Source organism: Elusimicrobiota bacterium (assembly GCA_016180815.1).
GTDB lineage: Bacteria > Elusimicrobiota > Elusimicrobia > JACQPE01 > JACQPE01 > JACPAN01.
Genome location: JACPAN010000008.1, coordinates 168,100 through 189,171, shown reverse-complemented (window position 1 = coordinate 189,171; position 21,072 = coordinate 168,100). Strand labels below are relative to the sequence as shown.

The window sequence follows — 21,072 nt, the reverse complement described above, 5'->3', positions numbered from 1 at the left end:
GTGATTTGGGCCTTAAGAACTTGGGAAACGATCGTTCTGGTTTATTTTTTGATTTACAACGCAACGAATTTTCTGCTCCTGAGCGTGGCTTGGATGCGCGTACGTTTTTTTTTAAGCCTCAAGGCATTGCATGACCGGCGCAAACAAAGCTCCGGCCATGCCCTGCCCGCGATCAGCCTGCTTGTCCCGGCTTTTAACGAAGAGCAAACCATCACGGAAAACATCAAGTCGCTGGCCGCGCTCAATTACCCTCATTTTGAAATCATTGTCGTCAACGACGGCTCCACGGACCGGACTCTGGACGTTTTAAAGTCGGCTTTCAACTTCACCCGCCGCGATGTGGGTTACCAAAAAACGATCCCCGTGGCCGGTATCTTGGGTTTTTATGAAGCGCCGGCCGCCGCAGGCCGCGGCGTCAAACGCCTGATTCTCATCGACAAAGAAAACGCCGGCAAGTCGGATGCTTTAAACTGCGCGCTCAACGCCGCAACATCGGATTATGTCTGTTCCATGGATGCCGATTCTTTAATGAACAACGACACGCTGCTTGAAATCATGCGGCTTTGGACCCAGGATCCCGATCGTTACTTCGCCTGCGGCGGACAAGTCGGCATTGCCAACGGCTCCCAGGTTGAAAACGGACGCGTGGTCAAACTCGAACTGCCGAAAGAGCCCTTGCTCATGTTTCAAATGGTGGAATACATGCGCTCATTCACCGCCGGGCGCACAGCCTTGGCCGCTTTGGACAGCCTGGTCATTCTCTCCGGCGTTTTCGCGGTTTTTCGAAAGGACATCCTGATGAAAGCCGGCGGATTCCTGACCCGGCGCCTTGACGTGCGCATCGCCCGGGAATACGCCCGTGGGCGCGAAACCGTATGCGAAGACATGGAAATCGTGGTGCGCCTGCACCGGTATTGCCGTGAAAAAAATCTGCCGTCGGGCCTTTTGTTTCTGCCGCATCCCATCACCTGGTCACAGGCGCCCGCGACCTTGCGCGACTTCGGCCGCCAGCGCAACCGCTGGTACCGTGGCTTGGCCCAGGTGCTCTTCATCCACCGAGGCATGATTCTTAATCCGGCGTACGGCATGGTCGGAATCTTCGGTATGCCTTATCAATTTTTATTTGAATTTCTCGGTCCGCTCATCGAGGCGGCCGGCTACTGCTCCATCCCTCTCTTGTATGCAGCCGGGGCACTGAAATTAAAAACATTTACTCTATTTCTGTTGCTTTCGATTTTCTGCGGCATGCTTTTAAACATCTACGCGGTTGTGATCGGCCTATGGAAACAGCGGGGGTTCGAACAACAAGAGGCGCTGTCGTTATTTCGCTACCGCGGCCTTAAGAATGCCCTAAAATTAATCATCTATGCGGCCTTGTCCATGCTCGGCTATCGCCAATTGCAACTTTTTTACCAGCTTCAAGGATTCAAAGATTTCCTTCTAGGAAGCCAGACATGGGGAAAATTCAAACGCCAAAAATTCAAAACAGCATGACGCTGATCACGGCATTGGCCTTCTTTCTCCTCGTCCCGGCCCTTGAAGCCGGCCAATACGACACCGAAATCAACCGCCATCAACAAATCATCGGCCAGGACCCCACGAATCTCGACGCCGCCTATCAATTGGGCAATTACCTGGCTTGGGACGGGCGTTTCGATGAATCCATAACCGTCTATCGCCGCATTCTCGACAAGGAGCCCGGATACGTCGACGCCGAAATCGGCATAGCCCGGGCGCTCGCTTGGAAAGGCGACCAAGCGTCGGCCGTTCAACAATACGAAGAAATTTTAAAGAAAAACCCGCGCAGCGACCAGGCTCATCAAGGTCTGGGTCATTTGGCCCTTTGGAACAATGATTTTGCGCGCAGCATCGAACATTTCAAAAAAGCCTTGGACGTCAACTCCAACGACATCGCCTCGCACAAAGGCATCGGCCGGGCCTATCTGGGTTTAGGCGATCGCCGCCGCGCCGACGAACACTTTACGCGCGCTCAAGTTCTCGAATTGGCGCAAATCTCCCGCTCCAAAATATTTTTGCTTCTAGCCGCCGCTTTTATTTGCTCGGCCGCCATCTTGGCCTTTTTAAGGAGCCGGCGCCGGCGGCGCAAAGAAGAGATCATGCGGCTTCAACTTGAGATCCTTAGGAAAACGCTCGAACTCTACCGGCAAAGCACGGGCAAACTGCCTTTGGCCATCGAGCATTTGCTTTATGAGAAATACCGCCGCCCTGGGAACCCGGAAGAAAAGCCCTACCTCGACTGGTGGGGGAAAATAGAAAAAGGCGTGCTGCTTGATCCATTCGGCCGCCGCTGGCGCTACAACGCCCAGACGGGCGAAATCTCAAACGCCGGCTAAATCAATAGGCCTGCCGGAAAAAAACGCCGTATTTCTTGACCGATGTATCATTGGAACGTCGTTCCAATGAATAGGCGCCGGTCAATTGAACATCAGCCGGAAAAAACCAGGTGAATGAGCCTCCCCGCTCCGTAACCTCGTATTCCGCCGGATTCAACGGATTGCCCGGATCGAAAAACTCTTTCCAAGAACCCTGAGACATGGACAAGCGCAAGGCCGATGTCCACATATAACCCAGCTGATAGGACGTCGAGTCTGAAAACTTTTTTTGCGGAACCGGACCCAGCAATTCGGTCCGGATTCGGCCCCATTTGGCTTTAGCCTCCCAACCGGCCAAGGGCGACCATCGCAAACCCAATTCACCCGTGCTGACTTTAGCCTCGGTGTAACGCCGCAAAGCGCCCGTAATTGAAGGCTCGAGATGATAGCCCGGCGGGGGCAAATATAAGGTTAACTGAGCTAAATGCCGGTACATGACCGCGGCTTTAGGCGTATTGCCGTATTTAAAATCCCAGCCCCAACCTTGAGATAGGCCCGTATAGCCGACATGATAGGTGTTGTCGCGGTAATCAAAACGATGGGTCCTGATGTATTCGACATAATTCGTCTGCCCCTTTTCTATCAGCTCTTGCATCTTAACGCGCCAGATGCGCGACGGGGAAAAAAAACTGAAATCCCAATGCTCATAACCCACTTCGCTTTCAACGGCCCAAGACCGAACGCCGGATGAAAGGCCGCAAATAAAAAATATAAAAAACGCGGCCGGCCCCAACCTTTGCATCCCGCTAGTTTACACTTTTGGTATTATTTGAAGTCTTTTTGAGAGTTAATTGAGGAGGAGGAAAAAGAATGGTCACCGGACTCGTGCTCGTGAGACTTTCATCGGGTAAAGAAAAGCAAGCTCTGCAGCAAATCAAAGCCACCAAAGGCGTCGCCCATGTTTCCGCGGTATTCGGACGATGGGACTTGGTTCTGGATATGGAAACTGATGATTTGGCCACTCTTTCAAACACGGTCGTCGCCAAAATTCGCGCCATCCCGGGCGTTCAATCCACGGAAACGCTGATCACCACGGCCATATAACGAGGAGGGTCGTCACCCTTTTTGATGGAATCCGTTCTTTCCGTTCGCAATCTTAAAACTCATTTCTTCACAGAAGAAGGGGTGGTCCGGGCCGTCGACGGACTAAGTTACGACCTATTCCCCGGCAAAACCCTCGGCATTGTCGGCGAATCAGGTTGCGGAAAAAGCGTGCATGCGCTTTCCATCCTGCGCCTGATCCCCAACCCTCCCGGGCGCATCGTCAACGGCGAAATTCTTTTCAAGGGCAAGGGCATGGACAAACCCGTGGACCTGGTCCGATTGCCGAACTCCAAACTGCGCGCCATCAGGGGCGACCGTATCGCCATGATTTTCCAGGAACCCATGACCAGCCTCAATCCGGTGCTGACCGTGGGCGAACAGATCGCGGAAAGCATCCGCCATCACCAAAAAACCGGCCAAACGCAAGCCTGGAATCAAGCCGCCGATCTTCTCGATCAAGTCGGCATTCCCAACGCGGCCAAGCGCGTCTTTGATTATCCTCACCAGTTCTCCGGCGGCATGCGCCAACGGGCCATGATCGCCATGGCGCTGGCCATGAAACCGGATATTCTGATCGCGGATGAGCCGACGACGGCCCTTGACGTCACCATCCAAGCTCAAATTTTGACCTTGATGAGAAAAATGCAGGAAGCTTACCGGATGGCGCTGATCATGATCACCCATAACCTGGGCGTCGTCGCCGAAGTCTGCGATGACGTGATCGTCATGTACGCCGGAAAACCCGTTGAGACCGCCCCCGTCGCCGGCATTTTTGAAAAGCCGAGGCATCCCTACACCTGGGGCCTATTGAACTCCGTCCCGAAATTAAATCAACGCCAAGACCGTTTAAGCCCCATCGAAGGCCAGCCGCCGAACTTAGCCCGCATCGGCGAGAGCTGTCTGTTCGCCCCGCGTTGCCCTTATTCCTGGAATCATTGCCGGGAAACGACGCCCGGCCTCATCCCCGCGGGCGCGTCTCAAAGCGCCAGCTGTTTTCTGCATGATGCCCAAGCTCGCGGCTTGGCCCCCGCTGAAACGATGGAAAAAGCCCGCAAGCAAGGACTCGTGGATGGCCGCTAACTCGAAACTTTTTGAGATCCGCGGCCTCAAAAAGCACTTCATCCTGACCAAAGGCGTCATCCGCAAAAAAATAACGGGCGTGGTCAAAGCCGTGGACGGCATCAACTTGGAGGTTTTCCAAGGAGAAACCTTGGGCCTGGTGGGGGAAACCGGCTGCGGAAAATCCACAATGGGGCGGCTGATCCTCGGCCTTGAAAAGCCCACGGACGGCACGATCCTTTTTGAGGGAACGGATATCTGGTCTCACGGAAGATCCGGTTGGAAAGGATTTCGCCGGCAAGCGCAAATCGTTTTCCAGGATCCCTTCTCAAGCTTAAACCCCAGAATGAAAGTCAACAACATCGTGGAAGAGCCCCTCGTCATCCACGGCATCGGCGACAAAAACTCCCGCCGCCAAAAAGTCGAGGAGCTCTTAAACGTGGTCGGCCTAACCCGGGCTCATGCCCAACGCTACCCGCATGAATTTTCCGGCGGCCAGCGCCAGCGCATCGGCATCGCCAGAGCTTTGGCCTTAAACCCCAAACTCATCGTCTGCGACGAGCCGGTAAGCGCCTTGGATGTTTCCATTCAAGCCCAAGTCTTAAATTTGCTGGCCGAACTTCAGCGAAAATTCAACCTGACCTATGTTTTCATCTCTCACGATCTTTCAGTGGTCAAGCATATCGCGACGCGCGTGGCGGTCATGTACTTGGGGCGAATCGTGGAAATCGCCCCTTCCGCTGAACTCTTTGCGAATCCGCAGCATCCCTATACCGAGGCCCTGCTCTCATCATGCCCGATCGCGGACCCGGCGCTTAAAAACCGGCCCAAAATTCTTTTGACCGGAGATGTGCCCAGCCCGCTTAATCCGCCGCCCGGATGCCATTTCCATCCGCGCTGCCGGTATGCCCAAGATTCCTGCCGCGTCAACGAGCCGCAATGGACGCCCATCGGTGAGGACGGCAAACACAGCGTTCTCTGCCCGGTGCTGCCATTCGCCAAAGAACCGTCCGCGGCAGCCATTCATTTTAAGTAAACTCAAAATAAGGGTCCGTCAAGGAATAATATGAACATTTGGGAAGCCGATATTGGGCCAAGGGCTAGGCGCGCCGAGTGCGGCGTACCCAAAGGGTACGTAAGCGCAGGCGCAACGACGCCATTGGCCCGATATCGGCTTCCCCCGAAGGGGCTGGGCGATTTTGGGCTGCGACTTTACCGGATTTTTCTAACGTACCTTTCAGGTACGCGTCAAAAAATCCGGCTTTGTCTCGCTCCAAAATCGCCTCAGCCAAATGTTCATATTATTCCTTGACGGACCCTAAGATCGATAAGGGGGAAAAATGACCAAACGCCTCGCCGCAAAATTTTTGGCCGTTACATTGACTGCCGGCATCGCCCAGCCCGCCAATGCCGAAATCCTCTCGCAGATAAAGAATCCGGACACGTTCATTTACGCCACCATCGGCGACGCGGACAGCCTTGACCCGGCTTACGCTTACGACACGGCCAGCCACCAGATCATTTTTCAGGTTTACGAACAGCTCGTGATGTTCAAGGGCAGCTCGGTTAAAGAATATATCCCCATGCTTGCCGAGGTAGTCCCGACGAAAGCCAACGGAGGCATCTCCGCCGATGGGATGACCTACACGTTTAAAATCCGCAAAGGCGTCAAATTCCATGACGGCGCCGAGCTGACGCCCGAGGACATCAAATACTCCTTAATGCGCTTCATGCTTCAGGATCGAGCCGGCGGGCCTTCGGCTTTGCTGCTGGAGCCGATCGGGGGCGTGCCCTCGACTCGGGATGATAAAGGCAATACCACTCTGGATTTCAAAAAGCTCGAAGAGCACATCAAAATCGATGGGCAAAAACTCACAATTCACCTGGCCAAACCCTATGCGCCGTTTCTGTCGGTCCTGGCCATGTGGACGTATACCGTCAATAAAAAATGGGCCGCGGCTCACGGCGACTGGGATGGGACCGAAACCACGTGGAAGAAATACAACAACCCCAAGAAAGAAAATTCTTATTTCTTCGAACACATGAACGGCACCGGAGCCTTTATGTTCGAGGGATGGGACAAAACCACGAAACAAATCAGCCTGACTCGCCACGAAAATTACTGGCGCGCCCCGGCCAAGTTAAAACGCATCGTGATTAAAAAAGTTGATGAATTCGCTACGCGGCGCCTGCTCTTGGACAGAGGCGACGTGGATTCGGCCTATGTTTCCAATCAATACGAACCGCAGGTAGCCAAAATTCCGGGGGTCAAAATCGCCCAGGTGCCGGTGTTGGATATCAGCGCGGTCTTCACCTTCAATTTCAACATCAACCCGGCGCCCAATCCTTATATCGGCTCGGGGAAATTAGACGGCAACGGCATCCCGGTTGATTTCTTCGCGGACAAAGACGTGCGTTTGGGATTCACGTACGCCTATGATCAAAACGTGACGGTCAATGACATTTACCGGGGAACGGCCGAACTTTGCCGCGGGTTCATCCCGACCGCTTTGCCTGGGTACAACCCCAAACAACCCGTCAGAGAATTTAACCTGAAAAAAGCCGAGGAACATCTCAGAAAAGCTCACGGCGGCAAACTGTGGGAAACGGGCTTCCGCATGGTGCTGCCTTTTAACGCAGGCAACGACATTCGCCAAACCGCCAGCAATATTTTCAGAAAGAATCTTGAATCATTGAATCCGAAATTCAAAGTGGACGTGCGGCCCATCCAATGGTCCACTTTGCTTTCGGATGAATCAAGCTTCAAACTGCCCATGCGCTACACCGCCTGGCTGGCGGATTTTCCCGATCCGCATAATTTCGCCTTCTCCTACATGCATCACAACGGCGCCCAGATCGGACGCTATCGCTACCATAACCCGGAAGCGGATGAATTGGTGGAAAAGGCGGTCGCCGAAATTAACCCTAAAAAACGCGAGCAGCTATATTTCGATTTGACGAAAATCGCCTATGAAGACGCTCCGTTTATTTTCGGCATTTCAACTCGGCAGCCGCTGCCGCTGAGGGATTGGGTGCAAGGATTCTACGCCAATCCCGTGATCCCGGATTATTTCTATTTCTACCCCATCGAAAAATCTTTGGGAGCGACGACGGAAACAAAAACCCGGCCCAAGGGGGGAAAATAATCTCGCCGGACGGCCGGGCTCAAAACGCAATCGTTGTTTTTGATTCATAAACATTCCGTTCTCCTCATATTCCTGGCCCTGTTCGTCCCGGCTTTGCCGGCAGAAGCGGCTTCTTGGAATCAGGCCGATTATGTCCGTAAAGTTTTACAGGCCTCGCCGGAGCTTGAAACGGCGAGGCAAGATCTCGACCGGGCCCGCCGCAGAAAAACCTCGACGCTCGCCACAGCCTGGCTGCCGAATGCAGCGGCCTCGGCCAGCGCCATCCCCTATGGTCATAATCCTCAAAATCAATACGCCTTCGCCAAATGGAAAACCGAATCGGATGAGGTCAGCTATAACGCCAATGTTTCACTTAATCTCTTCAACAGCTTCAAAGATCATTGGGCCTTCAAGACCGCGGCCTTGGAGACGCGCCTAGCCGACGTAGAGCTGCTGCGCGCCGTCAGGGAAACAGTCCTCAAAGCCCTGGAAACTTTCCATCATTTAATCCTCAAAAATAAAAACCTGGCGGCTTTCGAACAAAATCTTCAAATGCAGCGCGACCAGCATGAAATGGCCCAAAACCTATACAAACAAGGATTGCGCAGCCTATTTGATATTCAAAAAACCCAAGTCGATCTTTATTCAACCGAACAGCGCCTGTTGGGGGTCCGCAATGACGCGCGCCTGGCCCTGGCCAAATTCAACTGGCTGATCGAGCGTCCGGGCGAAGAAGCCGCGCAAGCCCAAGAGCCGGACCGGCCCAAACCCGGCTCCATCCCGGGCTTTGATGATTCCTGGTCCCTGGCGCTGCGGCAAAAACCGGAACTCATCAACGCGCGGCTGCGCGTGGACAAGGCCCGGATTGAAACGCGCGTGCGCGGGCAGAAACTTTTTCCCGATTTAAACGTCAAAGCGGATTGGAACTGGCAGAACAGCGCTACCTTCGGGCTGCCCAGCAAACAATTCGGCATCCCTGAAAAAAATTATCAGGTCTCCGCCGTTCTTTCCTACTCTTTCGGATTGGGCCATATCGCGCAATGGCAGGATTATATGGGCGCCGCGGCCCAACATAAGGCCGCCCAAGCCGCTGAGCGCGAAACCCAGCGCCGGATCAAAGAAGAAATCCTAACGGCGATTCTCGAGCTTGAGCGCCTAGGAGCCTCTTACGCGATCAGCGCCCGAAAAGAATCGTTGGTCAAAGAAAATGCGGCTTATGTCCAGGAGCGCTACAGCCAGGGCTCGGCCGGCATCCTCGAACTCACCCAAGCCCAGCAAGACCTCTTGTCCGCCCAGCTTGAACAGGCGCAAGTCATCAAGGACTATCATCTTGCTGTGATGAAATATAAAATCGCGGTTGGAACGCCCCTGGATGAGGAGGCACTCGAGTGATGTCCTGGCCACGGCCAAAACTGCCCGCCAAGAAAAAATCTCTATTAATTTTAATCGCTCTAATTTTGCTTTTAGGGGCGACGCTGGCCGCCTATCGCTCGAAAAAACAAAATCATAAAAACGGCGGGCCAGAGCTTGCCTTAGCCGCCAAAGGCGATATTGAAACGCGCTTTCGCGAAACAGGGGAAGTCGTTCCCAGGGTTGCCGTCGACATTCATGCCAAAGCCAGCGGCCGCATCATCGACCGCTACGTTAATGAAGGTTCCGCGGTCAAAAGAGGGGAGAAACTGGCCCTGCTTCAACCCGGCCGGTCAGAGTTGGACCGGTATGTCCCCATCGAGATCACGGCCCCGATCAGCGGCGTCATTTTGGCGCCCATCCAAAGGGAAGGTCAGCGAGAAATTCAGCGTTTAGCCCAACCCGGAGATTTTGTGCTGGGGCTTTTAGACACCACCAACCCTACCGTCTTAATGATCATTGCGGATATGCGGGAAATGACGGTTGAGCTTAAAATCAGCGAAATGGATATTTTGAAACTCAAAACCGGCATGTCCGTCGACGTAAAAGTGGATGCCATCGCGGGCGAAACGTTCCCCGGTGAAATCGATTCCATATCGCCGCGCGCCGTCAGGGACAGCAACAACTTAAAGACATTCAAGGTTCTGGTGCGCCTGATTAAAAACGACGAACGTTTAAGGACCGGCATGACGGCGCGCGTCGAAGCCGTGCTCGCCAAAAAAACCGGGGTGCTGAAAATCCCTTTAAACGTCATCTATGAAGAAAAAGGGGAAGAATTCGTTTACTTTGCCCGAGGCAAAAAACCCGAACGCCGGACCGTCAAAACAGGCCTAAAAAACGAAACGGACGCTGAAGTGATCGAGGGTCTCAATGAGGGCGAGAGCGTGCTGCCCGAAAAACCGCTCGATGAAAAATAAAAGCGTCGTCCGCTGCCGGCAAATCGTCAAAACCTATAATGAAAATTACACCGCGCTGCGCGGCATCGACCTTCAAATCAACGCCGGAGAGTTGGTCGCCGTCATGGGACCTTCGGGCTGCGGCAAATCGACGCTGCTCAACATCCTCGGCCTCTTGGACCGGCCGAGCTCGGGAACATACGATTTAGACGAAGAGGATATTTCCCTTTTCAAAGACCGCGAACGCACGCTCAGGCGCAGGGAAAAGATCGGCTTCGTGTTCCAGGCGTTTAATCTTCTGCCGCGCTTAAGCGCCATGGAAAACGTGATGCTCCCCATGGGCTACCGTGGAATCTCAAGAAAAGAGGCCGCGGCAAAAGCCGCTTCGCTTTTATCGTCGGTCGGCCTCAAAAATAAAGAAAAAAACAGCCCGATCCAACTCTCCGGAGGCGAAAAACAACGCGTAGGCATTGCCCGGGCTTTGGCGAACGACCCCTCCTTGATCCTAGCCGATGAGCCGACCGGAAATCTGGACACCAACACAGGCCGGGAAATTCTCGATCTTTTTCTAGAATTAAACGCCCAAAACAAAACAATCGTCCTGGTCACCCATGATCCAAACATCGCCGAAAAAACAAAACGGGTGATTCATTTAAAAGATGGCCAAATTATTAACGGCTCTGACCACCGGGCTTCTTGAAATCTGGGCCCACAAAACCCGGTCGTTTTTGAGTTTTTTAACCATGACCATCGGGGTTGCGGCGCTCTTATATACTTTCGCCATCACCGAAGGCTCGAATCAACGCATGAAGAAAGCCATGGAATTATCCGGCCCGGGGCGGATGTCGATTTCCAAAAAAAGGGATTACAAATCAAAAGGACTTTCTCCGGGATTAACCTACAACGACGCCGCAGTCATACGCGAATCATTCCCGGATCTCTACATGATTTCCCCGGAAACGCAAATGTGGGGATCAGGTTTTGTATTCAAGGATTTTAAAGATGACAATTTCATGGCCATGGGTCTGACTCCGGATTGGGCCAAACGCGAATGGGTTTTTAAGCTCAGGGGCCGATTTTTAAAATGGGACGATGTCCGTCAAAACGCCAAAGTCTGCGTGCTGATCGAACCCGGAGGCTGGCGCAAAAAACCGGCTTGGCTCAAATTTTGGGGGATTGCCAACAGTTTCGAAAACTGGATCACCCGGCGCGATCTTCTGGGTGAAACCGTGGTTATCGGCAATCAATCCTTCGTGGTCGTGGGCATTATCAAGGAGCCGATCAGGGAAGACGACCCGCGTTGGTTCAGGGGAGGCTCCTGGGGCACGGGCCGAGGCATTATTCCCATCACCACCATCCCTTCTTTAAAAAGCAAGTGGGGGTGGAGTCCGGATAACGAGACTATTGATGAAATCGACATCGATACCGGAGACGAAAAAACGCTGGCTCTATACAAGAAAAAAATCGATATTTTGCTTAAAGCCCGGCACCGGGGCGAAGAAGACTATGAAATCAGGGCCTATGCCGAGATGTTCGCCGAACGCCTGGCTGAAAACCGGAAAATGGCTGTGGCCATTATGATCATGGGCTTGGTTTGCATTTTAGCGGGCGGCATCGGCATTATGAATGTGACGCTCGCCACCATCTATTCACGCATCAGAGAAATCGGCATCCGCCGCGCGGTCGGCGCCTCAAGAGGGGATATCCTGCTTCAATTCGTGATCGAGGCCATGCTCTTAGGGCTCTTAGGCGGCGTGTTCGGCATCGGCCTGGGTTTAATCGGGATCAACACATTCCTTAAGGAACTTCGTTGGATGGATATCGCCACGTTCCAGATTCATCATTTTCTCGCTGCCTTGGGGATTGCCGCAGGGACAGGCTTCATCTTCTCGGTTTATCCGGCCTGGATGGCGGCGCGCCTGGACCCGGTTGAGGCCCTGCACTACGAATAAGGCGTTTGCCCTTATTTTTATAAACTGAACGTCATGCTGAAAATTTTTCTCCTGTTGTCCTGCCTGCTGCAAGCTGCGGTCAAGAATCCTGACACGTTCATCGAGCTGAAATCCGGCGGCGATATCGACACGCTGGATCCGGCCTGGGCTTTTGACACAGCCAGCGATGAAGTGATCATGAACGTGTACGAACCGCTTCTGGGCTATAAAGGAACGTCCATTAAAGAATTTATTCCCGTGCTTTCCGAAAAAGTGCCGACCGTAGCCAATGGGCTTATTTCCAAAGACGGAAAAACCTATGTTTTCCCCATCAGGCAAGGCGTCGTTTTCCACGGCGGGCAAAAGCTCAATTGCGAAGATGCTCGCTACAGCGTGCTGCGCTTCATGATCATGGACCGTTCCGGCGGAGGTTCCTGGCTGATGCTTGAACCCATCGCCGGCACAAACGCCACGCGCAACGACAAAGGAGATTACACCCTCAACGCAGCCGAGCTGATTTCACGCGTCGCCTGCGAGGGACAAAACCTCAAAATCACCCTGCCCAAACCCTATGCGCCGTTTCTTTCCGTCATGGCCCAATGGAGTTATGTCATCAGCAAGGATTGGGCCGTCACCAAAGGGGAATGGGACGGGCGGCCGGAAACAGTCAAAAACTTTAATAATCCGAAAAAAGAATCCTCGCGCCTCTTCGAAGAGATGAACGGCACCGGACCCTTCATGCTTGATCGATGGGAGAGAAACATCAAACAATTGACCCTAACGCGACACGAGCAATACTGGCAGGGCCCGGCCAAATTAAAACGCGTGGTGATTAAAGGCGTCCCGGAATTCGCCACCAGAAAACTCATGATCGCCTCAGGCGACGCGGATTTCATCGATGAAACCGGACGGCAATTTGAGCCGCAGTTAGAAGGCTTGCCCGGCGTCAAGCCCCTGGATTATCCTTACCTGCGCGTTGAGGCGCTCTACTTTACCTTTCGAATCAATCCCGCCGGCAACACCGCCATTTATTCGGGCAAACTAGACGGCAACGGCATCCCGCCGGACTTTTTTACGGACAAGGATATCCGCAAAGGCTTTGCCTATGCGTTCAACTACGAAGCCTATATCAAAGAAATTCTTCGCGGCAAAGCGAGCCGCCCGTCGGGATGCATCCCCAGGGAGCTGCCCGGCCACAACCCCAAACAAACCCTTTATCCTTATGATCCGGCTAAAGCTAAAGCCCACCTTCAAAAAGCTTGGGGCGGGCAAGCTTGGGAAAAAGGTTTTAAATTCGCCTGCTACCACGACGCCAACAATACAGGCCGCCAAATGGCCTGCGCCGTCTTAAAAAAAGAGGTCGAGGCTCTTAACCCTAAGTTCAACGTTGAAATCCGGGGCATTCAATGGTCCACGTATCTGGCCGAGGTCCGGCAGCAAAAACTGCCCATGTTTAAGCTCGGCTGGGTGGCGGATTACCCCGATCCTCACAATTTTGCCTATGCTTTTCTGCATTCCGAGGGCAATTACCCAAAACGCCAAGGCTTCGGCTACCCCGAATGGGACAAACTCATCGCCCAGGGAAACGATGAAGTCGATTCAAAAAAACGCGAAGCCATCTACCACAAAATCCAAGCTTTTGCTTTTGAGGAAGTTCCGCAAATCTACACGGATCAACCGCTGGCTTTTCGCGTCGTGCGCGATTGGGTGAAGGGCTATCAAGTCAACCCGATTTTTCACGGCGTTTCCTTTTACCCGATCTACAAACAAGACTGAGGAACCGCGAATCCATGCGGAAAATCGACAATCCGCCCAATCCTTTTGAATCTACTTGGCGCGAATTCTTGGATGAGCCGCCTCCGGCTCAAACCGAACTCTTCGAGGAAAAAGCCAAATCCATCCTTTCGGAAAACAAAAGCCCGGACCTGGGTTTTCGCTGGAGCGTCAACCCTTATCGAGGATGCTTCCATGCCTGCGCTTATTGCTACGCCCGACCCTCGCATGAATATTTGGGATTCGGCGCGGGAACGGATTTTGAATCAAAAATCGTGGTTAAAACCAATGCTCCGGAGCTTCTTCGCGAAGCCTTTGAAAAACCGTCATGGCAGGGGGAATTGATCGTTTTCTCCGGAGACACGGATTGTTATCAACCTGCGGAAGCCCTCTACCAATTGACCCAGAAATGCCTTGAAGCCTGCCGCGATTATCAAAATCCGGTTTCCATCATCACCAAATCTTTTTTAATCGTCCGCGATGCGCCGCTTCTCGCCGAGCTGCATCAACGGTCCAATGTCCACGTGACGGCGAGCATCGCTTTTTCCGATGATGCCATGTCGAGAAAAGTCGAGCCCCAAACCCCCGCGCCGAGCCGACGCTTCCAAATGATCGAAACCTTGACAAAGGCCGGGGTTCCGGTCGGGGTTCTCATCGCGCCGGTAATTCCGGGCTTAAATGAAAATCAAATCCCTCAAATTTTAAAACACGCCCGCGAAGCCGGAGCCCGGAGCGCGGGCATGGTGATTTTGCGGCTGCCCGGCAATGTCAGAGAGGTTTTTTTAACGAGAATGGCCAGGGAATTTCCCGATCGCATCAAAAAAATCGAATCCTTCATCAGGGCGGCCAAAGGCGGCGCCTTGAACCGCTCCCAGTTCTTCCAACGCCATCAAGGCCAAGGCTTGTACTGGGAAACGATCAAAAAACTTTTCTCAATCCAGGTAAAAAAATTAGGATTCGACGAGGATGATGAAAAGCTCATGCCGTCGACCTTCCGGCGCCCCGACGAATTGCCCCTCGTCTAGTGTAGCGCGTCCAACACTCTTTACTTTTGGCGTCATTCCCGCGAAGACGGGAATCCAGGCCTAGACCCCGGCTTTCGCCGGGGTGACGAATGTAAAGGGATTGATGACGCACTACGCTAGCCCGCGCTCCATACCCCTGCTATCCTATGAGTAATGAAGAAATGGCCGCCGTTGTTCATTGGCCTCATTTTATGGCCGATCAGCTACGGTTTTTCCACTCATCAGGAAACCGCGACTATTGTCGGAGCCAAATACCAGCAATGCCTTGATGACGACAAAATCGCCCTGTCAAGCCCGTCGCGCGGACTCATCCCTGCCGATCATTTGGGGCCTGTTGCGCCGTCGCTCGATCTTCCTCTGCCGACGCTTGATTGGCTGGATCGATTCGGGGATCAAACCATTCAAGAAATGGATTGCCTGATTCTGGATCATATTTTGGTGGAAGGTCCCGATTGCCCGACTTCCATGATCAGCGCGGACAGGGGAACCAGACTTGACGATAGCTTGAACTTGCTGCGGACTAAAAGCGCTCTTTTTGCCGATATCTACGGCACGCTAAGCAATACCCCGGCCATCATTTTCTTCAACTTTGGAGGAATCTCCGGTAATCTGACCGGCGGCGATTACAACCACAGCAACCATTTAATCAGGGTCAATGAGGCCTTTACCTGCCTGCCTGAGGCTTGGGAAACGCCGGTTTTGACTCATGAACTTGTGCATGCCTATATTGCCGAAACCCTCCCGGATCTCACGGAAGATTCAAGCAATGAAGAAATCCTCTCTGAAATCATGGGATTTGAAATGTTTATCGAGGCCAAGGGCGCCAAATTTTTTCATCCCTGCCCGAACGTCGACGACAGTTCGCTCTCTTATGTTCTAAGGAAAAACGACTGCGATAAAATCGCATGGCTTAAATCGAAGAAATGGTCTAAATTTTCCGAATGGGTATCGGCCTATAGCCAAGAAATCAACCGCGAGGGAGAACGCGAGGTCAGTTTCGAAAACGCCGGGATTGTAATTTCGGCAGGCTCCGATAAAGCTCCCGCTGACCCGTGTGAAGCGGCACGTTTTTGGTTAAGCATCGCGCTTGAAAAGACATTGGACGGAGAAGACCCTCGGAGCGCCTTCCGCCGCTCGGTGGCCAGGCGCAAAGCGTGCTTGGACCGGTAAGTTTTAAAGAGCGGCCCCGTCAGCGTTCAAATCATTAATAAGTTCAATAATTCCGTCATTCCCGCGAAGGCGGGAATCCAGACCCTTCTTTTTCTAAGCCCTCTTCCAAAGTCCCATATAAATCCTTCCATGTTGGATTGCTTTCTTCAATCAATCTCAATTTCCACGCTCTATTCCACTTCTTGAGAGCTTTCTCTCGCTCGATAGCGGATTCCATCGAAGCATGAGGTTCAAACCAAACAAGCGCATGGACTTCATAGCTCTGAGTGAAGCCTTTGACCACGTTATTTCTATGTTCCCAGACGCGTTTGATCAAATCGGATGTAACGCCAATATAAAGCGTGCCATTGCGGTCGCTGGCCAAAATATAGACGCAGGGTTGCTTCACGCGCTGTTAAAAATTCCCGTATTCTTAAAAATTGGTCTACGGATCCGAATTAAAAAAGGGCCTGGATTTCCGCCTTCGCGGGAATGACGGGGAAAAACAGACGATGGCGATCCCCGCCGCGACTTCCGCCGCTCGGTCACCAGGCGCAAAGCGTGCTTGGACCGGTAAATTTCAAAGAGCGGCCCGGCCTTTATCTTTTTTTAGGATCAATTTGCCCAGGAGCAACGTCAAACCCATAAATACGGCCAAGGTCAAACCGTCTTCCCAAAGATGCTCGGCCGGTTCGCGCAAAGCCATATGACCGGTCCAAGCGGACATGGAGAGAAAGGCCAGCAAAATGCCCATCAGCGCATCGCCGGCAATAATACCGGAAGCCAGCAGCGTTCCCTTTTGCTCCGCCTCTTCCCAACGGGCCGCGGATAGAATCTTTTTACAAATCCAAAAAAGAACCCCGCCGACCATAATAGCCGCATTGGTTGCGATGCCCAAGTAAAGCCCGATGGCAAAGGGCAATGAAGAAATGCCCAACAGTTCGATGACCCCGGCAATCAACGCGCCGATAAAGACAAGGGCCCAAGGCAATTTGCCGTCAATAATGCCTTTGATCAGAATCGCCATGATATTGGCCTGAGGCGCGCGCAATTCGCCCATTTTGTCGTCATAGGAGATCACGCGCTCATATTGACCGGGCTCCAGGCGGCGCACTTCGCCTTCGACGCTGCGAAAGAGTATCCATTCGCCTTTTTCAGTCTTGCCCCTGCCGAAAACTTTGCCTTCCAAAGCCGTCTGATCAGGCAGAATCACCAGGCTTAAGCCGACGGGAATCCGCCCATAGGAGGCAGACTCAAAAATCAGGACATGCCCGTCGTTATCCAAAGCTGTCTTGTCTCCATCAGCCAAAGCCGTGATGCGGACGCCGCGGCTTAAGCCCGTCACTTCATTCGGCCTGGCCGCCACCAAGCGCCCATCCAAAGCCAAAAACTTCAAACCCTCCGGTCCCTTGGACAATAGCTTGCCTTCCACGACCCGGCCTTGAGCAGAAGGGACCCGGCGCCCCCTGCGGCGGCGCGGGCGTGCTGCCGACCCGGAACCTCCTAACGTCACGGCATCCAAGGCGGTCAAATAGCGCTGGCCATCCTTATCAAAAGCCAATGCTTCCACAGGCTTATTTTCGCCTCCGGCCCTGACCTTGACCATCACTTTTTCCAAATTCTGAGCATCGGAGCCGAGCTTGCCTTGATAAACTTCCTCCACGATCGGATCGTTCTCAAAGTTCAGCCGCCCTTCGTAGACAGGCAATGTATTGAGGCCTCCGCCGCGAAGCAACAGCAGATAAATAGTGCCCACGATTGAAATCGAAGGAACGATCACCGCGATCAATTCAGCGATCTGCTGGCGCCAGGGCGTGGAGCCGACCAAATAACCGGTTTTCAAATCCTGGGAAATATCCCCGGAAGAACAAACCGAGATGCAGATAATGGCGCCGGCAGCCAAGGCAATCACCATGGCCCCCACGCTGGTTTCTTTGGTCACCAAACCCGATCCGACCAAGGTCAGACATACCGCCAAAAGACTGGTGATGGTCATGCCGGACACCGGCGATGATGAGGAACCCACGATGCCCACGATGCGCGCGGCCACCGTGATGAAGAAGAACGAAAAGAGAATGGCAACGAAACCGCCGGCCGCGGACATGGTGCCCACATTCGGCAACCCCACGCCCTTGCCGATCACATAAAGGATGAAACCGATGGAAATAGCCAAAAGGAATGAGCCGCCGAAAACAACGGTCATGGGCAAATCCTGATCCGTACGCGGCTCGCCGCCTTTGCCGCCTTCTTTCATGCGGGAACGCAGGCCGCGCAAGCTGTGCCCGAATGAAGAAATAATAACGGGCATAGCCTTGATCAAGCTCACGATGCCGCCCAAAGCCACGGCGCCCGCGCCCATGTAGCGCACATAGCTGGAGGCGATTTGCCAGGAATTAAGCTCCGCCAACGGCTTGGTGGCGGGGGGAATGATCAACGAAGGATCATAACTGCCCACCATGCCCAGGAGAGGAATCAAAACCAGCCATCCCAACACGCCGCCGGCGAACATATAAGCCGCGATTTTCGGCCCAATAATAAAACCCACGCCCAGTAAAGCGGCCGATGGTTCGACCCCGATCCCGCCTTTATTGAATCTGGGGATAATCCACATGGCTTCGTCTTTCCAGAGCTTCAAACCTTTCATCAACAGCATATAGACGCCGCCTATTCCGATTCCGGTGAACACATGTTTGGCGCGAACACCGCCTTCTTCGCCCGCTTCAAGAACCTGGGCGCAAGCCGTTCCTTCGGGGAAGGGCAGCACCCCATGCTCTTTGACGATCAAATAACGCCGCAAAGGAATCATCATCAACGCGCCGATAAAACCGCCGATCAAGGTCATTAAAAACGTGAGCGTCATGGACGGCAAATGAGGCAAACTCGCCTCAGGCACCCCGTCCCAACGCAACAAATACCGCAGCACCAAAAAACCGGGAATGGTGAAAATAACGCCCGCGGCCAAAGACTCGCCCGATGATGCGATGGTCTGAACCATGTTGTTTTCAAGGATGGTGCCCCGGCGCATGACCCCGCGCAGAATGGCCATGGACATCACCGCGGCCGGGATGGATGCTGAAATCGTCATGCCGATTTTCATGCCCAGATAAGCGTTAGCCGCGCCGAAAACAATGCCCAACAGGGAACCCAAAACAACGGCGCGAACCGTCATCTCGGGAACAATTTTATCGGCGGGAATATAAGGTTGAAATTCTTTCGGCGAGTCGCCGGACGATGAATGCTTATCTTTGAACACGAAACCCTCCTAATGACTTAAATTCTTTCGATTGATTCCCTGGATTATACGATCAAATACTGCGCGTTGGCATCGAGAAATTCTAAAATCATCACAGTTCTATGGGCGGATTTCTTTTAAGGCGCCTCGCTTTCATACCTTTGGTCCTGGCGGGCCTATCTATTCTTATTTTCGCCCTGCTCCAGCAGCTTTCGCCTGAGATGCGGGCCGCCCTCTATATCAAAGACCCTCGGCAGCTTTCCGCGATTGAAGAAGTGATTCAGACCTATCATTTAAGGGACCCCATTTACGTTCAATACGCAGGCTGGTTGAAAGAAGTTCTCAAAGGCAATTTAGGCTGGTCGGAGACCGCCAAAATGACGGTTTGGGAAGCCATCAAGGTTTATTTTCCGGCCACGCTCGAGCTGACCGTTATTTCCTTTGCCATGACTCTAGTCATCGGGCTTTGGCTGGGCACGATTTCAGCGGTGCACAAAGACAAAATGATCGATCATGTCAGCCGCTTTATTTCGATCACAGGCACCTCGTTCCCGACCTTCGTCATCGGCCTTGTCTTGCTCATGATTTTTTACGGCAAATTCGGCTGGCTGCCTCCCGGACGATCCTGCCCGGAAATCCAGCTCTTGATGGGCTTCGGGGAATACAAATTGTATACAGGCAGCATGATCATCGATGGAATTTTAAACGGCAAATTAGCCGTCGCTTGGGACGGGCTCAAACATATTATCCTGCCGGCCTTGACCCTGACCTATGTGGAGATCGCGCTGTTGATGCGCGTCACACGCTCTTCGATGCTGGAGGAGCTGGGCAAAGATTACGTGCGCACGGCGCGGGCCAAGGGCCTCGATGAAAGAACCGTGATCACCAAACACGCCAGGAAAAACGCCATGATCCCGGTGATCACGCTCTCATCCATTCTCTTCGTGGCGCTGTTGGGCGGGGTGGCGATCACGGAAACCGTATTCGACTTTCCCGGCATCGGGCGATGGGGTTTAAACGCGGCGCAGCAATTGGATATCCCCGGAGTTCTGGGTTTTGCGAGCCTATCCGCGGTTCTTTTCGTCATCGGAAACACCTTGGCCGACGTTCTCTACGCTATTGTGGATCCGAGGATTAGGCTTCAATGACCGGCTTTTCTCATGTGGCGGCGGCTTAAAACCAATCCCCTGTCTCTGGTCGGACTGGGATTAATCGCTTTTTTTGCGTTCGTGGCTCTTTTAGCCCCGGTGTTAGCCAAACCCCAGGCCAATGCCCGCGACCCCTATCTGATTCCTCAGGAATCATTCGCCATCGACCCTCAACCCCCGCGCCGGGGATTTCCCTTCGGCACCAGCCAGGAATCTTATGACCTTTACTACGGCATCGTATGGGGAACGCGCACGGCCTTTAAAGTCGGGCTCACCATCGTGGGCATTTCCATGTTCATCGGCGTTTTGGTCGGCAGCATTGCCGGTTATTACGGCGGCTGGATTGATGAAATTATCATGCGCTTTGTGGATATTATCTTGGCGTTCCCTAGCTTCGTTTTGGCCGTGGTCATTGTGGCGGTCTTAGAACCGGGTTTGGACAAAGTCATGACCGCCCTGGCTGCCGTTTCCTGGCCTTCGTACGCCCGTCTGTTGCGAGGGGAGATTTTAACCGTCAAACAACAAAACTATGTTGAAGCGGCCCGGGCGCTCGGCGCCGGCACCACAAGAATCCTGGCCAAGCATATCCTGCCCAATGCGATTTATCCCTTGGTCATCGTCGGCTCCATGTACATGGGCCAAGTGGTGATTACGGCCGCGGCCTTCAGCTTCGTGGGCTTAGGCGCGCCGGTGGGTTATGCCGATTGGGGGCAATTGATCAGCCTTTCGAGAAACTGGATTATCGGCACGCCCGGCAATGCTTTCGCTTATTGGTACACGTTTTTCTTCCCGGCGCTCGCCATTTTCCTCTTTGTGCTAGGATGGAACTTGCTTGGCGATGCGTTCCGAGACATTCTGGACCCAAGAATGAAAGAGTAGAGGAGGAC

The 21,072-nt window shown here is 53.2% G+C and carries 18 protein-coding genes; 15 read left to right on the top strand and 3 right to left on the bottom strand.

The genetic code is table 11. The annotated features are described in order from the left end of the window. Together HYT79_04380 and HYT79_04375 are read left to right on the top strand one after the other, a co-directional pair. Complete coding sequence (locus HYT79_04380; GenBank protein ID MBI2069819.1) at nt 1-1,494, top strand: glycosyltransferase family 2 protein; 1,494 nt, start codon at nt 1-3, stop codon at nt 1,492-1,494. Next, the gene (locus HYT79_04375; GenBank protein MBI2069818.1) at nt 1,455-2,354 is read left to right on the top strand and encodes a tetratricopeptide repeat protein; all 900 of its coding nucleotides are present in this window, start codon (nt 1,455-1,457) and stop codon (nt 2,352-2,354) included. Before HYT79_04380 ends, HYT79_04375 begins: the two co-directional genes overlap by 40 nt. A gap of 1 nt (nt 2,355) precedes the next feature. On the opposite strand, the gene HYT79_04370 is transcribed toward HYT79_04375, so the two are convergent. After that, nucleotides 2,356-3,135 (bottom strand): hypothetical protein, encoded by a 780-nt coding sequence (locus HYT79_04370; GenBank protein ID MBI2069817.1) that lies wholly within the window; start codon nt 3,133-3,135, stop codon nt 2,356-2,358. 68 nt (nt 3,136-3,203) lie between these two features. On the opposite strand from HYT79_04370, the gene HYT79_04365 reads away from it, so the two are divergent. The 11 genes from HYT79_04365 (at nt 3,204) to HYT79_04315 (ending at nt 15,826) form a co-directional block, all read left to right on the top strand. Next, a complete protein-coding gene (locus HYT79_04365) occupies nt 3,204-3,437 on the top strand; it encodes an Lrp/AsnC ligand binding domain-containing protein (GenBank protein MBI2069816.1) in 234 nt (77 codons plus the stop codon). Between the two features lie 24 nt (nt 3,438-3,461). Beyond that, nucleotides 3,462-4,517 carry an ABC transporter ATP-binding protein gene (locus HYT79_04360; protein MBI2069815.1) on the top strand — a complete coding sequence of 352 codons (1,056 nt, stop codon included), beginning with the start codon at nt 3,462-3,464 and terminating at the stop codon, nt 4,515-4,517. Continuing rightward, nucleotides 4,507-5,532 (top strand): dipeptide ABC transporter ATP-binding protein, encoded by a 1,026-nt coding sequence (locus HYT79_04355; protein MBI2069814.1) that lies wholly within the window; start codon nt 4,507-4,509, stop codon nt 5,530-5,532. The genes HYT79_04360 and HYT79_04355 overlap by 11 nt, the downstream gene beginning before the upstream one ends. A gap of 304 nt (nt 5,533-5,836) precedes the next feature. Next, nucleotides 5,837-7,642 carry an ABC transporter substrate-binding protein gene (locus HYT79_04350; protein MBI2069813.1) on the top strand — a complete coding sequence of 602 codons (1,806 nt, stop codon included), beginning with the start codon at nt 5,837-5,839 and terminating at the stop codon, nt 7,640-7,642. Between the two features lie 39 nt (nt 7,643-7,681). Then, nucleotides 7,682-9,013, top strand: coding sequence for a TolC family protein (locus HYT79_04345; protein ID MBI2069812.1), 1,332 nt, complete (start codon nt 7,682-7,684; stop codon nt 9,011-9,013). After that, nucleotides 9,013-9,948, top strand: coding sequence for an efflux RND transporter periplasmic adaptor subunit (locus HYT79_04340; protein ID MBI2069811.1), 936 nt, complete (start codon nt 9,013-9,015; stop codon nt 9,946-9,948). Before HYT79_04345 ends, HYT79_04340 begins: the two co-directional genes overlap by 1 nt. Next, complete coding sequence (locus HYT79_04335) at nt 9,938-10,627, top strand: ABC transporter ATP-binding protein (protein MBI2069810.1); 690 nt, start codon at nt 9,938-9,940, stop codon at nt 10,625-10,627. Before HYT79_04340 ends, HYT79_04335 begins: the two co-directional genes overlap by 11 nt. Further along, on the top strand, nt 10,587-11,879 hold the full coding sequence (locus HYT79_04330; protein ID MBI2069809.1) for an ABC transporter permease: 1,293 nt from the start codon (nt 10,587-10,589) through the stop codon (nt 11,877-11,879). The genes HYT79_04335 and HYT79_04330 overlap by 41 nt, the downstream gene beginning before the upstream one ends. A 33-nt stretch (nt 11,880-11,912) precedes the next feature. After that, nucleotides 11,913-13,634, top strand: coding sequence for an ABC transporter substrate-binding protein (locus HYT79_04325; GenBank protein ID MBI2069808.1), 1,722 nt, complete (start codon nt 11,913-11,915; stop codon nt 13,632-13,634). 14 nt (nt 13,635-13,648) lie between these two features. Then, on the top strand, nt 13,649-14,656 hold the full coding sequence (locus HYT79_04320) for a PA0069 family radical SAM protein (GenBank protein ID MBI2069807.1): 1,008 nt from the start codon (nt 13,649-13,651) through the stop codon (nt 14,654-14,656). Nucleotides 14,657-14,809: 153 nt separating this feature from the next. Continuing rightward, on the top strand, nt 14,810-15,826 hold the full coding sequence (locus HYT79_04315; protein MBI2069806.1) for a hypothetical protein: 1,017 nt from the start codon (nt 14,810-14,812) through the stop codon (nt 15,824-15,826). A 55-nt stretch (nt 15,827-15,881) separates the two neighbouring features. Here HYT79_04315 and HYT79_04310 read toward each other — a convergent pair whose 3' ends face one another. Both HYT79_04310 and HYT79_04305 read right to left on the bottom strand, forming a co-directional pair. After that, nucleotides 15,882-16,214 carry a GIY-YIG nuclease family protein gene (locus HYT79_04310; protein ID MBI2069805.1) on the bottom strand — a complete coding sequence of 111 codons (333 nt, stop codon included), beginning with the start codon at nt 16,212-16,214 and terminating at the stop codon, nt 15,882-15,884. A gap of 171 nt (nt 16,215-16,385) precedes the next feature. Continuing rightward, nucleotides 16,386-19,058: an oligopeptide transporter, OPT family gene (locus HYT79_04305; GenBank protein ID MBI2069804.1), complete on the bottom strand. Its 2,673-nt coding sequence runs from the start codon at nt 19,056-19,058 to the stop codon at nt 16,386-16,388. 101 nt (nt 19,059-19,159) lie between these two features. Between HYT79_04305 and HYT79_04300 the strand changes: the two genes are divergently transcribed. Then, nucleotides 19,160-20,185, top strand: a complete 1,026-nt coding sequence (locus tag HYT79_04300) for an ABC transporter permease (protein ID MBI2069803.1) — start codon at nt 19,160-19,162, stop codon at nt 20,183-20,185. 12 nt (nt 20,186-20,197) lie between these two features. After that, the gene (locus tag HYT79_04295; GenBank protein ID MBI2069802.1) at nt 20,198-21,064 is read left to right on the top strand and encodes an ABC transporter permease; all 867 of its coding nucleotides are present in this window, start codon (nt 20,198-20,200) and stop codon (nt 21,062-21,064) included. Nucleotides 21,065-21,072: the final 8 nt, after the last annotated feature.

Excerpts from the sequence above, each read along its gene's own strand:
- HYT79_04350 (MBI2069813.1), top strand. The coding sequence starts at position 5,837 with ATGACCAAACGCCTCGCCGCAAAATTTTTGGCCGTTACATTGACTGCC.
- HYT79_04340 (MBI2069811.1), top strand. The coding sequence starts at position 9,013 with ATGTCCTGGCCACGGCCAAAACTGCCCGCCAAGAAAAAATCTCTATTA.
- HYT79_04295 (MBI2069802.1), top strand. The coding sequence starts at position 20,198 with ATGTGGCGGCGGCTTAAAACCAATCCCCTGTCTCTGGTCGGACTGGGA.
- HYT79_04360 (MBI2069815.1), top strand. The coding sequence starts at position 3,462 with ATGGAATCCGTTCTTTCCGTTCGCAATCTTAAAACTCATTTCTTCACA.
- HYT79_04335 (MBI2069810.1), top strand. The coding sequence starts at position 9,938 with ATGAAAAATAAAAGCGTCGTCCGCTGCCGGCAAATCGTCAAAACCTAT.
- HYT79_04375 (MBI2069818.1), top strand. The coding sequence starts at position 1,455 with ATGGGGAAAATTCAAACGCCAAAAATTCAAAACAGCATGACGCTGATC.
- HYT79_04365 (MBI2069816.1), top strand. The coding sequence starts at position 3,204 with ATGGTCACCGGACTCGTGCTCGTGAGACTTTCATCGGGTAAAGAAAAG.
- HYT79_04355 (MBI2069814.1), top strand. The coding sequence starts at position 4,507 with ATGGCCGCTAACTCGAAACTTTTTGAGATCCGCGGCCTCAAAAAGCAC.
- HYT79_04370 (MBI2069817.1), bottom strand. The coding sequence starts at position 3,135 with ATGCAAAGGTTGGGGCCGGCCGCGTTTTTTATATTTTTTATTTGCGGC.
- HYT79_04325 (MBI2069808.1), top strand. The coding sequence starts at position 11,913 with ATGCTGAAAATTTTTCTCCTGTTGTCCTGCCTGCTGCAAGCTGCGGTC.
- HYT79_04330 (MBI2069809.1), top strand. The coding sequence starts at position 10,587 with ATGGCCAAATTATTAACGGCTCTGACCACCGGGCTTCTTGAAATCTGG.
- HYT79_04300 (MBI2069803.1), top strand. The coding sequence starts at position 19,160 with ATGGGCGGATTTCTTTTAAGGCGCCTCGCTTTCATACCTTTGGTCCTG.
- HYT79_04315 (MBI2069806.1), top strand. The coding sequence starts at position 14,810 with ATGAAGAAATGGCCGCCGTTGTTCATTGGCCTCATTTTATGGCCGATC.
- HYT79_04320 (MBI2069807.1), top strand. The coding sequence starts at position 13,649 with ATGCGGAAAATCGACAATCCGCCCAATCCTTTTGAATCTACTTGGCGC.